This window comes from Microbacterium shaanxiense (assembly GCF_054779995.1).
Window position 1 is genome coordinate 228,444 of record NZ_BAAGXE010000004.1, and the last position, 17,176, is coordinate 245,619.

16 protein-coding genes are annotated in these 17,176 nt (G+C 67.7%); 9 read left to right on the forward strand and 7 right to left on the reverse strand.

All coding sequences use genetic code 11. From position 1 onward, the window contains the following. The first annotated feature begins 168 nt into the window (after window positions 1-168). From ACYVG2_RS14570 to ACYVG2_RS14585, 4 genes are all read left to right on the forward strand, one after another. The gene (locus tag ACYVG2_RS14570; protein WP_460781662.1) at window positions 169-840 is read left to right on the forward strand and encodes a DedA family protein; all 672 of its coding nucleotides are present in this window, start codon (window positions 169-171) and stop codon (window positions 838-840) included. Between the two features lie 5 nt (window positions 841-845). Beyond that, window positions 846-2,123 (forward strand): sensor histidine kinase, encoded by a 1,278-nt coding sequence (locus ACYVG2_RS14575; protein ID WP_460781663.1) that lies wholly within the window; start codon window positions 846-848, stop codon window positions 2,121-2,123. Beyond that, window positions 2,120-2,788, forward strand: coding sequence for a response regulator (locus ACYVG2_RS14580; protein WP_460781664.1), 669 nt, complete (start codon window positions 2,120-2,122; stop codon window positions 2,786-2,788). Before ACYVG2_RS14575 ends, ACYVG2_RS14580 begins: the two co-directional genes overlap by 4 nt. A 100-nt stretch (window positions 2,789-2,888) precedes the next feature. Next, a complete protein-coding gene (locus ACYVG2_RS14585; RefSeq protein ID WP_460781665.1) occupies window positions 2,889-4,253 on the forward strand; it encodes an acyltransferase family protein in 1,365 nt (454 codons plus the stop codon). On the opposite strand, the gene ACYVG2_RS14590 is transcribed toward ACYVG2_RS14585, so the two are convergent. Genes ACYVG2_RS14590 through sufB form a run of 6 tightly spaced genes read right to left on the reverse strand, consistent with a single transcriptional unit; the run spans window position 4,172 to window position 9,409 of the window. Beyond that, window positions 4,172-5,329 carry a MalY/PatB family protein gene (locus tag ACYVG2_RS14590; RefSeq protein ID WP_460781666.1) on the reverse strand — a complete coding sequence of 386 codons (1,158 nt, stop codon included), beginning with the start codon at window positions 5,327-5,329 and terminating at the stop codon, window positions 4,172-4,174. The two genes, ACYVG2_RS14585 and ACYVG2_RS14590, sit on opposite strands and share 82 nt — an antisense overlap. Before the next feature lie 7 nt (window positions 5,330-5,336). Continuing rightward, the gene (locus tag ACYVG2_RS14595) at window positions 5,337-5,666 is read right to left on the reverse strand and encodes a metal-sulfur cluster assembly factor (RefSeq protein ID WP_144796387.1); all 330 of its coding nucleotides are present in this window, start codon (window positions 5,664-5,666) and stop codon (window positions 5,337-5,339) included. A gap of 9 nt (window positions 5,667-5,675) precedes the next feature. Then, a complete protein-coding gene (sufC, locus tag ACYVG2_RS14600) occupies window positions 5,676-6,446 on the reverse strand; it encodes a Fe-S cluster assembly ATPase SufC (RefSeq protein ID WP_448965762.1) in 771 nt (256 codons plus the stop codon). Beyond that, entirely contained in the window at window positions 6,447-6,773 is a 327-nt protein-coding gene (locus ACYVG2_RS14605; RefSeq protein ID WP_448965763.1) for a non-heme iron oxygenase ferredoxin subunit, read from the reverse strand. It lies immediately after the preceding gene. Further along, complete coding sequence (sufD, locus tag ACYVG2_RS14610; RefSeq protein WP_460781667.1) at window positions 6,770-7,990, reverse strand: Fe-S cluster assembly protein SufD; 1,221 nt, start codon at window positions 7,988-7,990, stop codon at window positions 6,770-6,772. Before sufD ends, ACYVG2_RS14605 begins: the two co-directional genes overlap by 4 nt. Next, window positions 7,991-9,409 carry a Fe-S cluster assembly protein SufB gene (gene sufB, locus ACYVG2_RS14615; protein ID WP_448965765.1) on the reverse strand — a complete coding sequence of 473 codons (1,419 nt, stop codon included), beginning with the start codon at window positions 9,407-9,409 and terminating at the stop codon, window positions 7,991-7,993. It lies immediately after the preceding gene. 232 nt (window positions 9,410-9,641) lie between these two features. Between sufB and ACYVG2_RS14620 the strand changes: the two genes are divergently transcribed. Together ACYVG2_RS14620 and ACYVG2_RS14625 are read left to right on the forward strand one after the other, a co-directional pair. Continuing rightward, window positions 9,642-10,742 (forward strand): COX15/CtaA family protein, encoded by a 1,101-nt coding sequence (locus tag ACYVG2_RS14620; protein ID WP_460781668.1) that lies wholly within the window; start codon window positions 9,642-9,644, stop codon window positions 10,740-10,742. Window positions 10,743-10,827: 85 nt separating this feature from the next. After that, a complete protein-coding gene (locus tag ACYVG2_RS14625) occupies window positions 10,828-11,283 on the forward strand; it encodes a hypothetical protein (protein WP_460781669.1) in 456 nt (151 codons plus the stop codon). Here ACYVG2_RS14625 and ACYVG2_RS14630 read toward each other — a convergent pair. After that, window positions 11,229-12,134 carry a heme o synthase gene (locus tag ACYVG2_RS14630; protein WP_460781670.1) on the reverse strand — a complete coding sequence of 302 codons (906 nt, stop codon included), beginning with the start codon at window positions 12,132-12,134 and terminating at the stop codon, window positions 11,229-11,231. The genes ACYVG2_RS14625 and ACYVG2_RS14630 overlap by 55 nt on opposite strands. Window positions 12,135-12,344: 210 nt before the next feature. Between ACYVG2_RS14630 and tkt the strand changes: the two genes are divergently transcribed. From tkt to ACYVG2_RS14645, 3 genes are read left to right on the forward strand one after another with little or no spacing between them, the layout of a single operon-like run. Beyond that, window positions 12,345-14,447: a transketolase gene (gene tkt / locus ACYVG2_RS14635; protein ID WP_448965769.1), complete on the forward strand. Its 2,103-nt coding sequence runs from the start codon at window positions 12,345-12,347 to the stop codon at window positions 14,445-14,447. After that, window positions 14,444-15,556, forward strand: coding sequence for a transaldolase (gene tal, locus ACYVG2_RS14640; protein ID WP_460781671.1), 1,113 nt, complete (start codon window positions 14,444-14,446; stop codon window positions 15,554-15,556). The genes tkt and tal overlap by 4 nt, the downstream gene beginning before the upstream one ends. Next, window positions 15,553-17,160, forward strand: a complete 1,608-nt coding sequence (locus ACYVG2_RS14645) for a glucose-6-phosphate isomerase (RefSeq protein ID WP_460781672.1) — start codon at window positions 15,553-15,555, stop codon at window positions 17,158-17,160. The genes tal and ACYVG2_RS14645 overlap by 4 nt, the downstream gene beginning before the upstream one ends. The last annotated feature ends 16 nt before the right edge of the window (window positions 17,161-17,176 follow it).

The window sequence follows — 17,176 nt, forward strand, 5'->3', positions numbered from 1 at the left end:
GGGGTGGAGTGGCCCGCGAAGTGTGAAGACACCGGGCCAGCCTCTCAGTATAGGTCGGCCCGTCTGTCAGGACGCCCACAGGCACATGGACAAGACCCCTCCGCAGTATGACGACCTCGATACCTGAGGGTGATGTGTGCGCACCCGGCCGATACGTACGTTCTACGGGTGGACATCATCAACGACCTCATCCTTCAAGCCGCGGCCTCACCATGGCTCTACCTCGTGATGTTCGCGACGGCTGTGATCGATGGCTTCTTCCCTCCCATTCCGAGTGAGACCGTGCTCGTCGCTGCTGCGGCGGTGGCGGCATCCTCCGGGGAGACGAACATCCCGCTCCTGATCGCCGTCGCGGCGCTCGGAGCGATCATCGGCGACAACATCGCCTACGCGATCGGCCGCTCACTCGGCACCACCCGCTTCGCATGGATGCGCCGTCCCAAGGTCGCCGCCGCATTCGACCGCGCGCAGCGCACACTGTCCCGCAACGGCGCTCCCCTGATCCTCGGCGCCCGCTACATCCCGGTGGGCCGCGTCGCCGTGAATATGTCGGCCGGAGCGCTCGGTTACTCGTGGCGACGATTCCTGCCCCTGAGCATGATCGGCGGCGTGACTTGGGCGGCCTACAGCGCAGGCATCGGCCTGCTCGCCGGCCACTGGCTCGAGGATCAGCCCCTGCTCAGCGTCGTCATCGGCGTCACCTTCGCACTGGTTCTGGGCTTCGTGATCGATCGGGTGGCCTCGGCCGTCCGTCGTCGCCGCGGGGCCGCAGCCTCCGACGCCGGATCCATCGTCGCCGATGAGGCTCGCGCCGGCGACCCGGCCGGGGTGACAGGATGACACCCATGAGGGCGGCCCGAATCGAGAAGCGCGAACACAAGCGCGAACTGAAGAAGAACCGGCGCGAGCAGAAGGAGCGCGCGCGGGCCGCTCGCCCTCCGATCAGCCGCCGCACGGTGATGGTCGTGATCCTCTCGGTGATCGCGATCACGCTGTACTCGGTCATGGTCCCCGTGCACGTCGCGCTGTACGCGAGCTCGGTTCCGATCATGATGCTGCTCGCCGCGGTCGCGGTCACTGCCGCGCTCGTCGGCGTCCGGTATCCGAACCTGGCGATCATCATGTTCACCGTGACGGCTGTGCTGGTGCCTCTGACCATCAGCAGAGATGCCGCGCTCACCGCGCCGTGGCCGTGGTCGGTGCCGATGCTCATCTCCTTCGCCGTCACCGTGGCCGCCCTCACCTTCCAGCACGGATGGCGCCGCGGCCTGATCACGTTCGCACTGGGCACGGGGTCGGGGCTCATCGCGTCGATCATGCTCCCGACCGTGCCGAGTGCGAACTCCCTCATCGTCACCACCTCCGTCGTCGGCGGCATCTACCTCATCGCGGCGCTGCTGGCAGCGCGGCTGCGCCTGGGCGACGAGCTCACCCGTCAGCGTGAGCACACCGCGGAGGAGCAGGCGCGCAGGGAACTCGTCGAGGAGCGCACCCGTATCGCCCGTGAACTGCACGATGTGGTCGCGCACAGCATGTCGGTGATCCAGGTGCAGGCGTCCACCGCCCGATACCGGCTGTCGGATCTTCCCAGCGAGGTCGCGGCCGAGTTCGACGACCTCGCTGCGACCGCGCGTTCATCGCTCACGGAGATGCGTCGGCTGCTGGGCGTGCTCCGAACGGAGGACCAGTCCGCCGAACTCGCGCCGCAGAAAGGGATCGAGGACATTCCCGCGCTCGTGGACAGCATCCGCCGCGCGGGAGTGGATGTCGGGCTGGAGCTGGTCACCGCAGATGTCACCGCGGCGCCGGCCGGCGTGCAGATCGCCGCGTTCCGCATCGTCCAGGAGGCGCTGAGCAACGCCGTGCGGCACGCCCCAGGCTCTCGCGTCTCGGTGAGCGTCCGCACGGACGACACGGTGATCCGCCTCCGAGTGCACAACACCGCCGCGACCGGTGAGGCATCCGTCTCCCCTGGGTCGGTGCCGTCCGGTGGGCACGGGCTCCGCGGAATGCGCGAACGCGTCGCACTCGTCGACGGTACTCTGGAGGCCGGTCCGGATGCGGACGGCGGCTGGACTGTCGCCGCAGCGCTCCCATGGATATCCGAGCAGGAGAGTGTGTGAGCATCGAAGTCCTCATCGCCGACGATCAGGCGATGGTGCGCGCCGGGTTCGCCGCACTCCTCGACGCGCACGAGGGCATCACGGTCACCGGCCAGGCATCGGACGGTGCCGAGGCGGTCTCGCTCGCGGCCAGGCTCGATCCCGACGTCATCCTGATGGACGTGCGGATGCCGGAACTCGACGGCATCGAGGCGACGAGGCGCATCCTGGGCCCCGGATACCCCGCGGCCAAGGTGCCGCGCATCCTCATGCTCACGACGTTCGACATCGACGATTACGTCTACGACGCTCTGCAGGCCGGTGCCAGCGGCTTTCTGCTGAAAGACGCCCTGCCTGAAGAGCTCGTCCATGCCGTGCGCGTGATCGCCGCGGGCGACGCGCTGCTCTCGCCGAGTGTGACCAGACGGATGATCGCGCAGTTCGCTGCGCAGAAGCCGCGCACCACGGCATCCGGAAATCTGCTCGCAGAGCTGACCGACCGCGAACGAGAGGTGCTCGTGCTCATCGGGCAGGGCCGCTCGAACAGCGAGATCGCCGCGACGCTGTTCATCGCAGAGCAGACCGTGAAGACCCACGTGGGCAAGGTCCTCGCCAAGATCGGCGCGCGCGACCGCGTGCAGGCCGTGATCTTCGCCTACGACACCGGCCTCGCAGAGCCCGCCTGATCCGCCCCTACCGCGGTAGGGGTCATGTCGACCCCGCAGGGTGATGCGACCCGGGTCACTGCGTGAATAGCCTCCTCGAACACCCACCGAGGAGGACTTCATGGCCATCGCAGAACTGCGATCCAGCATCACGACGAGCACGCCGACGCGCGACACCGGCATCGACCTGGTCCGAGCGCTGTGCGTGCTCGGCGTCGTCGTGCTGCACTCGCTGATGGTGGGTGTCACCGTCACCGACGCGGGCCCGCTGTTCGCCAATGCGAGCGACGGCGCCGCATGGATCACGCCGCTGAGCTGGGTGCTCCAGGTCATGCCGCTGTTCTTCGTCATCGGCGGATTCGCCGGCTACACGGCGCTTCGACGCGCGCAGCAGCGCGGCGGCACCGCGCGGGAGTTCGTCGCAGCCCGCATCCACCGGCTCGTTCTGCCCGCGGTGTTCACGATCGGCATCGTGGGTGTCGTACTGACGGTGCTCCTGCTCAACGGGGTACCGGCCGACCTCGTCGCGATAGCAGGATACCGCTACGGGCAGCCGCTCTGGTTCCTCGGTGTGTTCCTGCTCTGCCAGGCTCTGCTGCCGCTCTTCGCGGCCGCCCACCGTCGCGCGCCCTGGATGACGATCACTGTTATGGTCGCCACTGCCGTGGCGGTGGACGCCGTGCGGAACACGACGGGCATCGACGGCTTCGGCTTCATGAATCTCGCGTTCGTCTGGCTCGCACTGCAGCAGCTCGGCTTCTTCTTCGCTGACGGACGCATCGATGCACTGAGCCGCCGCACCAGGACCGTGGTGGCCGCGGGAGCAGTGGCCGCGCTGATCGTCACCTTCGTGACGGGCGTCTACTCCCCCGACCTGATCGCGAACATCAATCCCCCCACCGCCTCGCTCCTCCTGGTCGGAGTGGCGCACACCATGGTGCTGTCGATCATGCGCGAGCGCGTCGAGAGATGGAGCAGGCTCCCCCTCCCTCACCGCTTCCTCACCTTCGTCACTCCCCGCGCGATGACGATCTACCTCTGGCACATGCCGGTGCTCCTGGCGATGGCGGGCGTCTCGGCCGTGTTCGCGATGACGACGGGCATCGCTCTGCCAGAGCCCAGCAGCATCGAGTGGTGGATGACGAGGCCGATGTGGCTCGTGACCGTCGTGGTGCTGACGGCCGGCATCGCCTTCCTGCTCGCCGGGATCGAAGCGCGACGGATTCCCACCCCTACGCGCTCCGCCGCACGACTCGTCGCTGCGAGTGCCATCGGTACGGTGGCCATCGTCGGCCTGCTGGTCATCGGCACGACGCCGGTCACCGCGATGATCGCCGTGGCGCTGCTGATCGTCTCACTGCGACTGGCACGGCCCGGGCAGGGCGCCTCGACGACCGACGTCGGTCACAGCTCCGGCATCGCGGCGATGCGCTCGAAGGCCTCCGAGAGTATCTCGGGGCTCGTGCCGAAGTTCACCCGCACGTGACCTGCGCCCTCCGCACCGAAGGCGGGTCCGTAGTGCAGTGCGACCTTCGCCTCACGCAGGATCCGTCTGGCCGGGTTCTCGCCCCAACCGAGGTCGGTCAGGTCGATCCAGGCGAGGTAGCCGGCGTCCGGCATCCGATAGCGCGCGCCGGGCAGATGGGCGGCGATGAGATCCGCGATGAGACGCCGGTTGTCGTCGAGGGTCGAGAGCAGGCCGTCGAGCCACTCATCGCTCTCCGCACTGAACGCCGCGACGGCGGCGAGAACACCGAACTGGCCGGTACGCCACTCCACCTCTATCGGCAGAGAGCGCACCACCCGCGTCGGTCCGTCGGATGCCGTGACCATCAGAGCGCACTTGAGCCCAGCCAGATTGAACGCCTTGCTCGCGCTGACGAGGGCGTACCCGATCTCGCGCGCGGCATCCGACACAGCGAGGAACGGTGTGAATCCGGCTTCCGGCTGAGCGAGCGGCGCGTGGATCTCATCGGAGACCACCGCCGCTCCGTGCGCAGCGGCGAGCTCGGCGAGACGTGCGAGGGAGACAGCGGAGTGCACGGTACCGGTCGGATTGTGCGGGCTGCACAGCAGCACGGCGCATGCACCGCCCTCGAGCGCTGTGCGGATGCCGTCGAGGTCGATCTCCCACGCCGTCCCGGTGTCGCGCAGCGGCACCCGCTCGACCACCGCGCCGGCTTCCTCCACGAGATCGTAGAACGGCGGGTACACGGGCGGCATCACGATCACGCGTTCGCCCGGTGACGTGACACGCCGGAGGATCTCCACGATGCCCATGCTGACGTCGGCGGTCGAGCGCATGCGCCCGGGATCCGGCGTCCATCCGAACCGTCGTTCAGCGAACTCCGCGTACGCCGCTGCGAGTGGTGTGCGCGACGCGACGTAACCGGTGTCGCCGGTCGCGACGGCGCGCTCGAGGGCCCGCGTGATCGCCGGAGCCAGCGGGAAGTCGGTCTCCGCCACGAACAACGGCAGGACATCGGCGGGATACTCCCGCCACTTCTCGCTCGTGCGCTCGCGCAACTGCTCGAGCGGGAGAGCTCGGACCGACGCGCTCACGGCGGTGTCAGATGGCGAAGCCGAGCGCACGCATCATGTCGCGCCCGTCGTCGGTGATCCGCTCGGGACCCCACGGCGGCATCCACACCCAGTTGATGCGGAATCGGTCGACGACCGAGTCGAGCGCCTGCGCCGTCTGCTCCTCGAGCACGTCGGTGAGCGGGCAACCGGCGCTCGTGAGCGTCATGTGGATCACGAGTGCGTCGTTCTCGTCGTCCCAGGCGAGATCGTAGATGAGTCCGAGATCGACGACGTTGATCCCGAGCTCCGGATCCATCACGTCCTTGAGAGCCTCGGTGACCTCGTCGAACTTCTCTGGAGCAAGAGTCGCGGTCATGCGATCAGCCTACGCCTCTATCGGGGCTGCAGGGTCGAGGAAACGGTCGTATCCCTCGTCCTCGAGCCGGTCGGCGAGCTCAGGACCGCCCTCTTCCACGATCTTGCCCGCGACGACCACGTGCACGTGGTCAGGACGGATGTAGCGGAGGATGCGGGTGTAGTGCGTGATCAGCAGGACGCCGAGACCGGTGTTCTCCTTGGCGCGATTCACGCCTTCCGAGACGATCTTCAGCGCATCGACATCGAGACCGGAGTCGGTCTCGTCGAGGATCGCGAACTTCGGCTTGAGCACCTCGAGCTGCAGGATCTCGTGGCGCTTCTTCTCGCCGCCGGAGAAGCCCTCGTTGACGTTGCGCTGCGCGAACTTCGGGTCCATGCGAAGGTTCGTCATGGCGCCCTTGACGTCCTTGGTCCACGAGCGGATCGACGGTGCCTCACCGTCGAGAGCCGTCTTGGCCGTGCGCAGGAAGTTCGTCACGGTGACGCCGGGGATCTCGACCGGGTACTGCATGGCGAGGAACAGACCGGCCCGCGCGCGCTCGTCCACGGTCATGGCGAGGACGTCCTCACCGTCGAAGGTGATCGACCCGCTCGTGACGGTGTACTTGGGGTGGCCGGCGATCGTGTACGCCAGTGTGGACTTGCCCGAACCGTTCGGGCCCATGATGGCGTGCGTCTCACCCGTGTTCATCGTGAGGGTGATGCCGTTGAGGATCGGGGTCGTCCCGGCCTCGGTGTCGACCGTGACGTACAGGTCGCGGATCTCGAGAACAGACATTCAGACTTCCTTAGTTACAGTCGGATCGATGAGCACGTCGTCGCCGTCGATCTCGACGACGTAGACCGGAACGGGCTCATATGCGGGGAGATTCTGGGGGATGCCGGTGCGCAGCGAGAACGCGGAGCCGTGCGCCCAGCATTCCAGCGTGTCGCCCTCGACGAAGCCTTCGGAGAGGGAGATCTCGCCGTGGGTGCAGGTGTCGCCGATGGCGTGCACCTCACCCGCCGAGTCGAGCACGACGGCCATCGGCACGCCGTCGAGCTCCACGCGCAGTGGGGTGTCCTGCTCGAGTTCGCTCAGACCGCAGGCGCGCTGTGCGCTCATGCGCTCACCGCCGCGAGCTCGGCCTCGATGGCGATGAGCAGCTCCTCCTCGAGGGCCGGGATGCCGAGCCGCTGCACGATGTCGGTGAGGAAGCCGAGGACGACGAGACGGCGTGCCTCTTCCTCGGTGATCCCTCGTGCCTGCAGGTAGAACAGCTGCTCGTCGTCGAAACGACCGGTCGCGCTCGCGTGGCCTGCACCGAGGATGTCGCCGGTCTCGATCTCCAGGTTGGGGATCGAGTCGGCGCGAGCGCCTTCGGTGAGCACCAGGTTGCGGTTCGCCTCGTACGAGTCGGTGCCGGTGGCGTCCGCACCGATCAGCACGTCGCCGATCCACACGCTGTGCGCGCTCTCGCCCTGCAGCGCGCCCTTGTACAGCACGTCGCCCTTGGTGTGGGCGCCCTTGTGGTGCAGGTAGACCTGACTCTCCAGGTGCTGCCCCGCATCCGCGTACGAGAGTCCGTAGAGGTAGCCCTCCGAGCCGCTGCCCGCGAGCTCGACATTCGGGTTCACTCGCACGAGTCCGCCGCCGAAGCTGACCACGAAGTGCTTGAGCACGGCGTCATTGTCGACGCGGGCCTGGTGCGATGCGGCGTGCACGGCGTCGTCGTCCCAGCGCTGCACCGACACGACGGTCAGCCGGGACCCGGCGCGCGCGATGATCTCGACGTTCTGGGCGTACTGCGCGGACCCGAGGTGACGCAGGATCACCGTGGCCGAGCTGCGCTCGAGCGCCTCGATCACGATGTGGGCATCGGCTCTCGCGTCCGCCCCCTTGCCCGTGATCGTCACGACGATCGGCTCTGCGACCTCCTCCTCGCGCGGGATGCGCACGTGGAGGGACTCGCTCGCGCCCTGCCATGCGACGGCCGAGACGACGTCCTCGGAGAGGAAGTGCTCGCCGCGCGGCGCGGTGCCGGCGGTCAGCGGCTCGGCGATGTACTGATCGCCGGCCGTGATCTCGTAGTCGACGCCGTCGTTCTGAGCCGCGACGGCGAACATGCCCGAGAGACGGTCGACCGGGGTGTGCTTCCAGTTGACCTCACGGCCGGTCGGTGCACCGAAGTCGCCCGGCTCGAATGAGCGGGGTCGCGCCGAACGCGTCTGCACCGGAACGAATCCGGCAGCCGCGACCTGCGCGGCCGGGTCGATGTGCGCGCCTGCCTGGGGCGCGTTCGTCTGCTGCGCCTCGCTGGGCGCTGTCGTCGAGGCCGCCATCTAGCCGACCGATCCTTCCATGCCCATCTCGATGAGCTTGTTCAGTTCCATGGCGTATTCCATCGGCAGCTCGCGCGCGATCGGCTCGATGAAGCCTCGCACGATCATCGCCATCGCCTCGTCCTCAGGCATGCCGCGGGACTGCAGGTAGAAGAGCTGCTCTTCGCTGACCTTCGAGACCGTGGCCTCGTGGCCGAGCTGCACGTCGTCGACGCGGATGTCGATCGCCGGATACGTGTCGGAGCGGGACTTGGTATCGACCAGCAACGCGTCGCAGCGCACGGTGTTCGCGGAGTGGTGCGCGTTGGCGTCCACTCGGACCTCGCCGCGATAGCCGGCGCGACCACCGCCGCGGGCGATCGACTTGGAGACGATCGAGGACTGCGTGTACGGAGCCATGTGGATCATCTTCGCGCCGGCGTCCTGGTGCTGGCCGGGGCCGGCGAAGGCCACGGAGAGCGTCTCGCCCTTGGCGTGCTCACCCATCAGGTAGATCGACGGGTACTTCATCGTGACCTTGGAGCCGATGTTGCCGTCGACCCACTCCATGGTGGCGCCCTCATGGGCGACCGCGCGCTTGGTGACGAGGTTGTAGACGTTGTTCGACCAGTTCTGGATCGTCGTGTAGCGAACGCGTGCGTTCTTCTTCACGATGATCTCCACCACGGCGGAGTGCAGCGAGTCCGACTTGTAGATCGGGGCCGTGCAGCCCTCGATGTAGTGGACGTAGCTGTCCTCGTCGGCGATGATCAGGGTCCGCTCGAACTGCCCCATGTTCTCGGTGTTGATGCGGAAGTAGGCCTGCAGCGGGATCTCGACGTGCACGCCCTTGGGCACGTACACGAACGATCCGCCCGACCAGACGGCCGTGTTGAGCGCGGCGAACTTGTTGTCACCGGCCGGGATCACGCTGCCGAAGTACTCCTCGAAGAACTCGGGGTGCTCGCGCAGCGCCGTGTCGGTGTCCATGAAGATGACGCCCTGCTGCTCGAGGTCTTCACGGATCTGGTGGTAGACGACCTCGGACTCGTACTGCGCGGCCACACCGGCGACGAGGCGCTGGCGCTCGGCCTCCGGGATCCCGAGACGCTCGTAGGTCTCACGGATCTCGGCGGGAAGGTCTTCCCACGACTGCGCCTGCTTCTCGGTGGAGCGGACGAAGTACTTGATGTTGTCGAAGTCGATGTCGCTGAGATCTGCACCCCACGTCGGCATCGGCTTGCGCCCGAACAGCGACAGACCCTTCATACGGGTCTTCAGCATCCATTCGGGTTCGTTCTTGAGCGCGGAGATGCCGCGAACGACGTCTTCGGAGAGACCTCGCTTCGCGATGGCGCCTGCGGCGTCCTCATCGTGCCAGCCGAACTCGTACACCCCCAGACCATCGAGCTCCGGGCGGTCGATCAGCACATCCGACATCACACTCTCCTTGTCAGGCCTCAACGGTGTCATCCGCCCCGACACCTCATGGCCCGCTCGAGTTCACGGGTGTGGGTGCCGCTGGTGGGCCTCATCACGGACGCATTCTTCGCGCCTAAACTGTTGGTGATGCACCTCGCGCTTTCCGCGGGCATCGCAACAATCCGATTCTACAGGTTCCCCCTGACAAACGGGCCGCGCCCGTACGCTCGGGCGCGGAACCGGAGGACACATGCCCGACACCGCAGCGCGCGCCGCCACTTCACCATACGAAGGCCGCGGGGACAGCCACTCCCCAGCCTTCGGCCGACCGCTGCGAGTGCTGGCGTGGCTGTCGTTCATCGCCGAGGTGATCATCATCGCGACCGGCGGAGCCGTGCGTCTGACCGGGTCCGGTCTCGGATGTTCTGAGTGGCCGCTGTGCACGCCGGAGTCGCTGGTGCCGACACCGGAGCAGGGCATCCACGGCGTCATCGAGTTCGGAAACCGGACGATGACGGGCGTGGTCGGCATCATCGCGATCGCCGTGCTCCTGCTCACGTTGACCGCCGTCGGCGGACGCCGCTCCCTCAAGGCCGCACTGTGGTTCGCGCTCGGAGGAATCGGCGCAGGCGTGCTCTGCTTCGCCGTGGCCTGGGCGGCCGGGGTCCCGGCATTCCCGTTCTTCTCACTCGGACTGCTGCTGGCGACGGTGGTGGGCGCCGTGCACTCGATGCGGATCACTCCCCGTCGACGCGATCTGACCCTGCTCGCGTGGATCGTGCTGATCGGCGTGGTCGCGCAGGCCTTCGTCGGAGGCATCACCGTGCTCACGGGCCTGAATCCCTACATCGTGGGCTTCCACTACGCATCATCGCTCCTCCTGGTGTGCGTGACCGCTGCGTATCTCGTGCGGATGTACGAGCCCGGCACGAACCGCGAGCGCGTCGTGCCCCGCTGGTTCGCGATCCTGTCGCACATCACCGGCCTCGCGCTGGCCGTGACCATCTTCTTCGGCGTGCTGACGACAGGATCCGGACCGCACTCCGGCGATGCGAACGTCGTGCGCGACGGCTTCGACGCCACGATCCTCGCCCATGTGCACTCCTGGCCCGGGTACGTCCTCGCCGTCCTGGTCGCGGCCCTGACCGTGATCGCATGGATGCGACAGCTCGCTCCGCGCCGCTGGCTGCTGGTGCTCGTGGCCGCGATCGTCGTGCAGGTCGGGGTCGGCATCTGGCAGTCGCGTGAGGGATTGCCGGAGCTGCTGGTGGGCATCCACATGGTGCTCGCGTCGCTCTCGGCGGCGGCGTACACCGTGACGGTGCTGCGCATGAAGCGTCCGATGCCCTGAGGCGAGCGGGGACGGGGCCGTGCGCACAGGCCGCGCATAAGCGCTGCACAGCGCGCGCATCAACGCGTCCGTGAGGCTCGTCGGCATGAAGAAATCACTCACACGCAGCGTCTCGTACTGGCTCCTGCTCGTCCTCTCGCTCGCTTCCGCCGCCGTCGGCGGCTGGATCATCTCCGACAACACCGCCACCATGACCGCTCGCCTGCTGGACGGAACGGCGACCGGGGTCGAGGTCTATGTCGGCCAGCCGTGGATCGTCGTCGGCGCCGCGCTGCTGGGAGCCGGAGTGATCGGAGTGCTCCTCACCCTCGCGCTTGCGGCGGCGAAGTCGCTCGTCCCCCACGCCGCCCCGGCCGTCGTCGAGCAGATCGACTGGTCCGCGCAGGCCGATGAGGCTAGCGGATCCCGCACGGACGCGGCGCACGAAGACGCCGAAGCCCCGACCGATTCAGCGGCCGAGACCGCAGACGATGACGCCGAAGAGGATCAGAACGGCAGCAGCGGGTCGACCGCCACGGCCACGAATATCAGCGTCAGGTAGGTGATGGATGCGTGGAACACCCGCATCGGACGCGGGTTCGTTCCACGCACCGCCTGCGAGTACAGCCGGTGCGACTCGTACACGAACCACCCGCCGAACACCACCGCGGACACGGAGTACACCAGACCCATGTCGGCCACCGGGATCAGCAGCAGCGAGCACGCGAGCGTGGCCCATGCGTACAGGATGACCTGGAGTCCGACCTGGGACGCGTTGCGGGTGACGCCGAGCATGGGGACGTCGGCGCCCTCGTAGTCGTCGCGGTACTTCATCGACAGCGGCCAGTAGTGCGCCGGCGTCCACAGGAACACCAGCGCGAACAGCACGACGGCCGGCCACGCGACGTCACCGGTGACAGCGGACCAACCGATCACGACGGGGAAGCACCCGGCGATTCCGCCCCAGATGATGTTCTGCTCGGTACGGCGCTTGAGGATCATCGTGTAGATCACGACATAGAAGAAGATCGCTGCCACCGAGAGCGCGGCTGTCAGCCAGTTCGTCGTCGCGAGCAGCCAGAGAGTGGATGCCACGGCGAGCGTCCAGGAGAAGATCAGCGCGGCGCGCGGCGAGATCTCGCCGGTGACCAGCGGACGCTTCGCCGTGCGGTGCATGTGGGCGTCCATGTCCCGATCGAGGTACATGTTGAACGACGCCGCGGACCCTGCGCTCATCGAGCCGCCGATCACGGTCGCGAGCACGAGCCACAGGTCGGGCATCCCGCCTTCGGCGAGGAACATGACGGGCACGGTGGAGACGAGCAGAAGCTCGAGCACGCGCGGCTTCGTCAACGAGACGTATGCCTTGATCGTCTGGCCGATCGGCCGTTTCACCGCCGTCGCCTCGGACATAGTCGAGATATCGATCGCCTCCCAGCGCACACTCCGCCAACCCTTCCAGTCTAGGACACGCCGGTGGCGCGACTTGCGACGTAAGAGTCGTTTCACCCTCCGCCGTGCCCCGCTATGCTGAAACCACTCGCGCGCCCGGCGCTGTGCTCCTGTCCGTGACGTTGCGGAGGCGCAGGGAATTCGGGCGCCCTCGTAACCGTTGGAAAGGGCATGACCTTGTCGGAATTGCAGTGGGAAGAGATTGACCGGCGCGCGGTGGACACCGCACGGATTCTGGCGGCGGATGCTGTCGAGAAGGTCGGCAACGGTCACCCTGGCACAGCGATGAGCCTTGCTCCTCTCGCCTACCTCCTCTACCAGCGCGTGCTGCGCCACGACCCGGCTGACACCGACTGGCTCGGCCGCGACCGATTCATCCTCTCCGCGGGTCACTCCTCCCTGACGCAGTACGTCCAGCTCTACCTGGGCGGCTTCGGCCTCGAGCTCGACGACCTGAAGTCGCTGCGCACGTGGGGCTCGAAGACTCCGGGTCACCCCGAGTTCGGCCACACCAAGGGTGTGGAGATCACGACAGGGCCGCTGGGTCAGGGCCTGGCGTCGGCCGTCGGCTTCGCGTACGCGGCACGCTACGAGCGCGGCCTGTTCGACCCGGAGGCCGCCGAGGGCACGAGCCCGTTCGATCACTTCGTGTACGTGATCGCCGGTGACGGCGACCTGCAGGAAGGCGTCACCAGCGAGGCGGGCTCGCTCGCCGGTCACCAGCAGCTGGGCAACCTCATCGCGTTCTACGACTCCAACCAGATCTCGATCGAGGATGACACGAACGTCGCCTTCACCGAGGACGTCGCGGCGCGCTACGAGGCGTACGGCTGGCACGTCCAGACCGTCGACTGGAAGAAGAGCGGCGAGTACGTCGAAGACCTCGCTGAGCTCTCCGCCGCCGTCGAGGCCGCGAAGGGCGAGACGGACAAGCCGTCGCTCATCATCCTGAAGACGATCATCGGCTGGCCGTCGCCCGGCAAGCAGAACACGGGCAAGATCCACGGTTCGGCTCTCGGCGCAGACGAGCTGGCGGCGACCAAGAAGGTGCTGGGCTTCGACCCGGAGCAGACCTTCGTCGTCGCTGACGAGGTCATCGCGCACACCCGCGCGCTGGCCGATCGCGCCTCCGAAGCCCGTGCCGCCTGGCAGGAGTCCTTCGACGCGTGGGCCGCCGCGAACCCCGAGCGCAAGACTCTGCTCGACCGACTCCTGGCCAAGGACCTGCCGACGGACATCGCCGCCGCGCTGCCGGCCTTCGAGGCGGGCAAGGAAGTCTCCACCCGCGCCGCGTCCGGCCAGGTCATCAACGCCCTGGCTGCCGAGCTTCCCGAGCTGTGGGGCGGGTCGGCCGACCTCGCCGAATCGAACCTCACCACGATCAAGAACGCCCCTTCGTTCATCCCGGCCGAGTGGTCGACGCACGAGTGGTCGGGCAACCCGTACGGGCGCGTGCTGCACTTCGGCATCCGCGAGCACGCCATGGGGGCGATCGTCAACGGCATCGTCCTGCACGGTCCGACGCGCGCCTTCGGCGGCACGTTCCTGATCTTCAGCGACTACATGCGCCCGTCGGTGCGACTGGCCGCGCTGATGAACATCCCGAGCATCTTCGTCTGGACGCACGACTCGGTCGCGCTCGGTGAAGACGGCCCGACCCACCAGCCGATCGAGCAGCTCGCGACGCTGCGCGCCATCCCGAACTTCGCGGTGGTGCGACCTGCGGACGCGAACGAGACCTCGGTCGTCTGGCTCGAACTCCTCCGCCGCCACGCTGGGCCGGCAGGCATCGCCCTCACCCGTCAGAACATCCCCGTGTTCGAGCGCGGAGAGGGCGCAGCATCCGGCGACGTGTTCGCGTCCGCCGACAACGCGACCAAGGGCGCCTACGTGCTCGCCGAGGCGCCGAACGGCACCCCGGACGTCATCCTCATCGCGACCGGATCCGAGGTGCAGCTCGCCGTCGCAGCACGCGAGACGCTCGCCGCTGACGGCATCAACGCCCGCGTCGTGTCGGCTCCGTCGCTGGAGTGGTTCGAGGAGCAGGACGCCGCGTACCGCGAGTCGGTGCTGCCTGCAGCCGTCACCGCTCGAGTGTCCGTCGAGGCGGGCTCCGCGCTCACCTGGCGCGGCATCGTCGGAGACAAGGGTCGCTCGGTCGCGATCGATCACTTCGGCGCATCCGCCGATTACAAGACACTGTTCCAGGAGTTCGGCATCACCGCCGAGGCCGTCGTCGAGGCGGCACGCGCAACTGTCAAGGAGAACGCATGAGCACCCCCACCGCAGACCTCGCAGCCGCAGGCGTCAGCATCTGGCTGGATGACCTCTCCCGCACCCGGATCAACTCCGGAAATCTCGCGGAGCTGATCGAGTCCCGCAACGTCGTGGGTGTCACCACGAACCCGACCATCTTCGCCGGGGCGATCACCAACCCCGACGACACGTCGTACGACGCGCAGGTCACCGAACTGGCCGCATCGGGTGCGACTGCCGAGGAAGCCGTGTTCGCGGCCACCACGCAGGACGTCGGTGCAGCACTGGACGTCTTCCGCCCCGTGTGGGAGAAGTCCGGGCACGTGGACGGCCGCGTCTCGATCGAGGTCTCACCCGACCTCGCACACGACACCGAGGGCACCGTGGCACAGGCCAAGCAGCTGTGGGCGGAGATCGACCGCCCGAACCTGCTCGTCAAGATCCCGGCGACCAAGGCCGGCCTTCCGGCCATCGCGGAGGCGATCGGTGCGGGCATCAGCGTCAACGTCACCCTGATCTTCAGCCTGGACCGCTACGCCGACGTCATCGACGCGTATCTCACGGGTCTCGAGACGGCCAAGGCCGCCGGCATCGACCTGTCGACGATCCACTCGGTCGCCTCGTTCTTCGTGTCGCGGGTCGACACCGAGACCGACAAGCGCCTCTCGGCCATCGGCACGGATGCGGCGCTCGCCCTCAAGAGCAAGGCAGGCCTCGCCAACGCGCGGCTCGCCTACGAGCTTTTCGAGAAGACGTTCGCCGGCGATCGTGCAAGGACCCTCCTGGACGCCGGCGCCAACCTGCAGCGCCCACTGTGGGCCTCGACCGGCGTCAAGGACCCGGCGCTGCCCGACACGCTGTACGTCACCGAGCTCGTCGCGGAGGGCGTCGTCAACACGATGCCGGAGAAGACGCTCGAGGCGACGTTCGATCACGGTGTCATCACCGGCGACACGATCACCGGCGGTTACGAGGAGGCCCGTGAGGTCTTCGCCGGGCTCGAGAAGGTCGGCGTCGACTTCGCCGATGTCACTCAGGTGCTCGAGGACGAGGGCGTCGCGAAGTTCATCGACTCCTGGCACGACCTGCTCACCCAGGTCGCCGAGGGGCTCGAGGCGCAGCGATGACGTTCTCGATCCACGCGTCGGGCGCCGCGAAGTCGGCGATCGACGCGGTCGTCCCCCGACTGGTCGGCGATCTCATCGCATCGCGCATCACGGGCTTCGACTCGACGCTCTGGGGCGAGGCCGCCGAAGAGGAGGCCGCCAAGCGTCTCGGCTGGGTGGAAGCCGTCTCGGTGTCACGGCCGCTCGTTCCTGAGATCGTCGCACTTCGCGATGAACTGCATTCCAAGGGCGTCACCCGCGTCGTGCTCGCCGGTATGGGCGGATCGTCGCTCGCGCCAGAGGTGATCACGCAGACCGCGGGTGTCGCGCTCACGATCCTCGATTCGACTGCGCCGGGCCAGGTGCTCGCCGCACTGGATGAGGGTCTCGAGCAGACCGTGCTGGTCGTGTCGTCGAAGTCGGGGTCCACGGTCGAGACCGACTCCCAGCGTCGCACCTTCGAGACGGCGTTCCGCGACTTGGGCATCGACCCCGTGGAGCGGATCGTCGTCGTCACCGACCCAGGCTCGCCGCTGGATGCATCCGCCCGCGAGGCCGGGTACCGCGTGTTCAACGCCGACCCGAACGTCGGCGGCCGCTATTCGGCGCTCACGGCCTTCGGCCTGGTGCCGTCCGGGCTCGCCGGCGCCGACATCTCAGAGCTGCTCGACGAGGCCGAGGCCACGCTGCTCCAGGTCGCCGTCGACGCTGCGGACAACCCGGCCCTGCGCCTCGGCGCGGCGATCGCCGGCACGACCCCGCGACGCGACAAGCTCGGCCTGATCACCGACGGCACGCACATCAACGGTCTGCCGGACTGGATCGAGCAGCTGATCGCGGAGTCCACCGGCAAGGACGGCACCGGCATCCTGCCCGTCGTGCTGCTGCCGGTCTCGCCGGAGCTGGATGCTGTTCCGGCCGACCTGCAGATCGTGCGCCTGGTCGACGACGCGAACGAGTTCCACCTGCGCGAACGTCACGAGGGCGAGGTTCTCGTGAGCGGGTCGCTCGGTGCGAACCTCATCGTCTGGGAGTACGCGACGGCGATCGCCGGGCACCTGCTCGGCATCGATCCGTTCAACCAGCCCGACGTCGAGTCCGCCAAGGTCGCCACCCGTGGTCTTCTGGATGCGCGCCCCGAGCCCACTGCTCCCGCGTTCGTCGAGAGCGGCATCGAGGTGCGCGTGTCGGATCCCGCGCTCGCGGTGTCGGGCAACATCGAGGCCGTGCTGGACGCCCTGTGGGCCCAGTTGCCGGAGGACGGCTACGTGTCGATCCAGGCGTACGTCAACCGCCTGGAGCTGCCGCAGCTGCAGGGCCTGCGCGAACTGGTCGCCGCCGACTCCGGTCGCCCGACCACGTTCGGATGGGGACCACGCTTCCTGCATTCGACCGGCCAGTATCACAAGGGCGGTCCCGCACAGGGCGTGTTCCTGCAGATCCTGGAGCGCACCGACGTCGATCTCGAGATCCCCGAGCGTCCGTTCACGTTCGGACAGCTCATCCAGGCGCAGGCTGCCGGCGACGCCGGTGTGCTCGCCGAGCACGGTCGTCCCGTCGTCTCTCTGACGATCACAGAGGACTCGGCCGACGTGCTCGCCCTCTTCGAAGCCGCCCAGAAGTAGTCGTAGGAGAATCCCC

What these genes read in the sequence shown, in the direction of transcription:
- ACYVG2_RS14575 (WP_460781663.1), top strand. Translation starts at nt 846, where the DNA reads ATGAGGGCGGCCCGAATCGAGAAGCGCGAACACAAGCGCGAACTGAAG.
- ACYVG2_RS14645 (WP_460781672.1), top strand. Translation starts at nt 15,553, where the DNA reads ATGACGTTCTCGATCCACGCGTCGGGCGCCGCGAAGTCGGCGATCGAC.
- ACYVG2_RS14585 (WP_460781665.1), top strand. Translation starts at nt 2,889, where the DNA reads ATGGCCATCGCAGAACTGCGATCCAGCATCACGACGAGCACGCCGACG.
- ACYVG2_RS14630 (WP_460781670.1), bottom strand. Translation starts at nt 12,134, where the DNA reads ATGTCCGAGGCGACGGCGGTGAAACGGCCGATCGGCCAGACGATCAAG.
- sufD (WP_460781667.1), bottom strand. Translation starts at nt 7,990, where the DNA reads ATGGCGGCCTCGACGACAGCGCCCAGCGAGGCGCAGCAGACGAACGCG.
- sufB (WP_448965765.1), bottom strand. Translation starts at nt 9,409, where the DNA reads ATGTCGGATGTGCTGATCGACCGCCCGGAGCTCGATGGTCTGGGGGTG.
- tkt (WP_448965769.1), top strand. Translation starts at nt 12,345, where the DNA reads ATGACCTTGTCGGAATTGCAGTGGGAAGAGATTGACCGGCGCGCGGTG.
- ACYVG2_RS14595 (WP_144796387.1), bottom strand. Translation starts at nt 5,666, where the DNA reads ATGACCGCGACTCTTGCTCCAGAGAAGTTCGACGAGGTCACCGAGGCT.
- tal (WP_460781671.1), top strand. Translation starts at nt 14,444, where the DNA reads ATGAGCACCCCCACCGCAGACCTCGCAGCCGCAGGCGTCAGCATCTGG.
- sufC (WP_448965762.1), bottom strand. Translation starts at nt 6,446, where the DNA reads ATGTCTGTTCTCGAGATCCGCGACCTGTACGTCACGGTCGACACCGAG.
- ACYVG2_RS14605 (WP_448965763.1), bottom strand. Translation starts at nt 6,773, where the DNA reads ATGAGCGCACAGCGCGCCTGCGGTCTGAGCGAACTCGAGCAGGACACC.
- ACYVG2_RS14625 (WP_460781669.1), top strand. Translation starts at nt 10,828, where the DNA reads ATGAAGAAATCACTCACACGCAGCGTCTCGTACTGGCTCCTGCTCGTC.
- ACYVG2_RS14620 (WP_460781668.1), top strand. Translation starts at nt 9,642, where the DNA reads ATGCCCGACACCGCAGCGCGCGCCGCCACTTCACCATACGAAGGCCGC.